This is a genomic window from Bradyrhizobium sp. (genome assembly GCF_049586575.1).
Taxonomy (GTDB): domain Bacteria; phylum Pseudomonadota; class Alphaproteobacteria; order Rhizobiales; family Xanthobacteraceae; genus Bradyrhizobium.
This window is the reverse complement of the sequence record NZ_JBAVCF010000251.1, coordinates 1-2831: the sequence shown is the minus strand read 5'-3', so window position 1 is coordinate 2831 and position 2831 is coordinate 1. Positions and strand designations below refer to the sequence as shown.

The following is a 2831-nucleotide window of genomic DNA, read 5'->3' as shown; positions in this document are numbered from 1 at the left end:
CATCGAACGGCACCGGCCACGGCCGGCCACGTACGCCGGCATGTGCGAGCGCCAGATGCCGTTCTCCGCCGAAAATCGTCCCGGCTTCCGCGAGCGCCTTTCGGCTTGCGTCCGAGAGGCCGGAGAGGCCATCTTCGCCGATGCCTATAATGGTGAGCCAAGGACTATCCACCATGCGCGTCCTCATCCTGGGCGGAACGAGCGAAGCCAATCTGCTGGCGGCGTCGGTCGCAGCTGCGGGGCACGACGCGATCTATTCCTATGCCGGAAGGACGCAGGTCCCGGTCAATCAGCCGCTGCCAACCCGCGTCGGCGGCTTCGGCGGCGCGGATGGTCTTGCTGATGCCATTCGGCAGGAAGGGTTCACGCATGTGGTCGATGCGACCCATCCCTTCGCAACCGAGATCAGCCGCCACGCTGTTGTCGCCTGCGCGACAACGGCAACGCCGCTGGTCGCGTTGGAGCGCAAACCCTGGATCAAGACGCTCGACGATATCTGGATCGAGGTTGCCGACATTGCGTCCGCAGTCGCGGCCTTGCCGGAGAAGCCTGCGCGCATTTTCCTCGCCATCGGCCGGCAGCATATTGCGCCGTTTGCCATGAGGCCGCAGCACGCCTACACGCTCCGATTCATCGATGCCGCAGGAGGTCCGCTGCCGCTGCCGGATGCGGATCTCATCGTCTCGCGTGGACCGTTTACGCTCGCCGGCGAACTGGACCTGATGCGCGCGCGACGGATCGAATGGATCGTCGCCCGCAACTCCGGGGGCGTTGGCGCGCGCGCCAAGATCGACGCCGCACGCGAACTTGGTCTGCCCGTTGTCATGATCACGCGGCCCGAATTGCCGGAGCGGTTGCGGGTGGAAAGCGTGGCCGAGGTGATGCACTGGCTCGGTCATCGGGCGTGCCTCGGCGCGTAAATCCAGCGGCCGATGCGGCGCGTCGCCGAATTGCCGACGATGACCAGTGTCCTCATGTCGGCCATCTCGGGGCGCGCGTCGCGCAGAAAGGCTGTTTCGATCTTCTCGTCAGGCGTGCTGACCGCGCGGGCAAAGATCACGAGGCGTTCACCGCAATCCGCTTCACGCAGAATTTCGATCGCGCGCGCAAAGCCGTCGGGGCGGCTCGCCGAGCGAGGATTATAGATTGCGATGGCGAAATCGGCCTCGGCGGCGAGCCGCAGACGCCTCTCGATCACAGCCCACGGCTTCAGATTGTCGGAAAGATTGATCGCGCAGAAATCATGGCCAAGCGGCGCGCCGATGCGCGCGGCAGCGGCGAACATCGCGGTGACGCCGGGTAGAACGCGAATCGAAAGATCGCGCCACTGCGGTGCGGCCTCCAGCGCCTCGAACACCGCAGACGCCATCGCGAAGACGCCGGGATCGCCGGAGGACACCACGACCACGTGGCGCCCCTCCGATGCCAGCCGCAACGCGTCGGTCGCGCGCTGCAACTCTTCGCGATTGTCAGATGGATGCAAGGCGAGGCCTGCGCGAGGGACCACGCGCGCGACATAGGGGGCGTAACCCAATATGTCGGTGGCGGAAGCCAATGCGGCCGATACCTCCGGCGTCACCAGCGCCTCGCTGCCGGGCCCCAATCCCGCAATGGTCAGCGTGCCGGTCATTCGGCGGCCTTCGTGCGCTGTCCCTGACCGTAGACCAGCACGATTGCAAAATAAGGACAGTCGGTCTCGCCGGCATCGACGAGCCGCGTGACGCGTTCACCCGGCATAGTGCCACGTTCGATCAGCCACGCCTCGTCAAGACGGCCGGCGGACGCCAGCGCGCGGCGGATCTTTTCGAGGTTGCGGCCGGTCTTCATGATGACCAGCACATCGGAGTTACGCATGCGGCGGCCGAGTTCGTCTTCGGGGAGCGTGCCCATCAGCACGGTCATCACGTCGTCGCCGAGCGCGATCGGCCGGCCAACCGAATTCCAGCAGCCGGCCATACCGGGAATGCCGGCGATGACTTCGATCTCCGCGCGCCCCTGCAAGCGCGCGTGCAGATGCATGAAGGAGCCGTAGAAATAAGGGTCGCCTTCGCACAGCACGACCACGTCATCGTTGCGCGCCAGCCGTGCCAGCCGTTCCGCCCATTCTTCGTAGAAGCCGTCGAGCAGGCGGGTGTATTCGCGGCTGTTGAAGGCGATCTCGGTCGTGACCGGATATTCCATCGGATATTCGCGGACGTTCTCGCCAAGCATTCCTTCGACGATGCGCCGTGCCTGGCCGGGATGTCCTTTCTTGCGGAAAAAAGCGACGTGGCGCGCCCTCCGCACCTCGCGCGCGGCCCGCACGCTCATCAAGTCGGGATCGCCAGGCCCAAGGCCGCAACAGATGATTTTCCCCATCGCTATTCGCTCCGGCTTGCCAGCGCATTCACGGCGGCCACCGTGATCGCCGAACCGCCGAGGCGTCCCTCGACCGTGAGTGCTGGTACGGGCGGCTCGGCGAGCAGGGCCGCCTTGGCCTCGGCCGCGCCGACAAAACCGACCGGACAGCCGATGATGGCGGCGGGCCTTGGACAGGTTTCATCCCTGAGCATGTTGAGGAGATGAAACAGGGCAGTCGGCGCATTGCCGATGGCGACGATTGCGCCGTCAAGGTGCGGCCGCCACAATTCCAGCGCCGCGGCCGAGCGGGTATTGCCCGTGGCCTGCGCGCGCGCGGGAACGGTGGGATCGTCCAGCGTACAGATGACGGCGTTGCCGGACGGCAGCCGGGCGCGCGTAATGCCTTCCGAGACCATGCGCGCATCGCACAGGATCGGCGCGCCACGCAGCAACGCGGATCGCGCGATGCCGGCCATACCGGGCGTGAAGCG

General features: G+C 66.1%; 4 protein-coding genes and 1 pseudogene. 1 reads left to right on the top strand and 4 read right to left on the bottom strand.

Features of this window, described 5'->3' with window-relative positions; all coding sequences use genetic code 11:
- A pseudogene (locus WB528_RS09650) lies at positions 1–172 on the bottom strand (cobalamin biosynthesis bifunctional protein CbiET); the annotation flags it as partial.
- Position 173: 1 nt separating this feature from the next.
- Between WB528_RS09650 and WB528_RS09645 the strand changes: the two are divergent.
- A complete protein-coding gene (locus tag WB528_RS09645) occupies positions 174–920 on the top strand; it encodes a cobalt-precorrin-6A reductase (protein WP_423888194.1) in 747 nt (248 codons plus the stop codon).
- Here WB528_RS09645 and cobJ read toward each other — a convergent pair.
- The 3 genes from cobJ to WB528_RS09630 all read right to left on the bottom strand — a co-directional run.
- Positions 896–1630 (bottom strand): precorrin-3B C(17)-methyltransferase, encoded by a 735-nt coding sequence (gene cobJ / locus WB528_RS09640; RefSeq protein WP_423888193.1) that lies wholly within the window; start codon positions 1628–1630, stop codon positions 896–898. The two genes, WB528_RS09645 and cobJ, sit on opposite strands and share 25 nt — an antisense overlap.
- Positions 1627–2358, bottom strand: a complete 732-nt coding sequence (locus WB528_RS09635) for a precorrin-2 C(20)-methyltransferase (protein WP_423888192.1) — start codon at positions 2356–2358, stop codon at positions 1627–1629. The genes cobJ and WB528_RS09635 overlap by 4 nt, the downstream gene beginning before the upstream one ends.
- A gap of 2 nt (positions 2359–2360) precedes the next feature.
- A partial coding sequence (locus WB528_RS09630; RefSeq protein ID WP_423888191.1) for a precorrin-8X methylmutase occupies positions 2361–2831 on the bottom strand: 471 nt, incomplete at its 5' end.

Excerpts from the sequence above, each read along its gene's own strand:
- WB528_RS09645 (WP_423888194.1), top strand. The coding sequence starts at position 174 with ATGCGCGTCCTCATCCTGGGCGGAACGAGCGAAGCCAATCTGCTGGCG.
- cobJ (WP_423888193.1), bottom strand. The coding sequence starts at position 1,630 with ATGACCGGCACGCTGACCATTGCGGGATTGGGGCCCGGCAGCGAGGCG.
- WB528_RS09635 (WP_423888192.1), bottom strand. The coding sequence starts at position 2,358 with ATGGGGAAAATCATCTGTTGCGGCCTTGGGCCTGGCGATCCCGACTTG.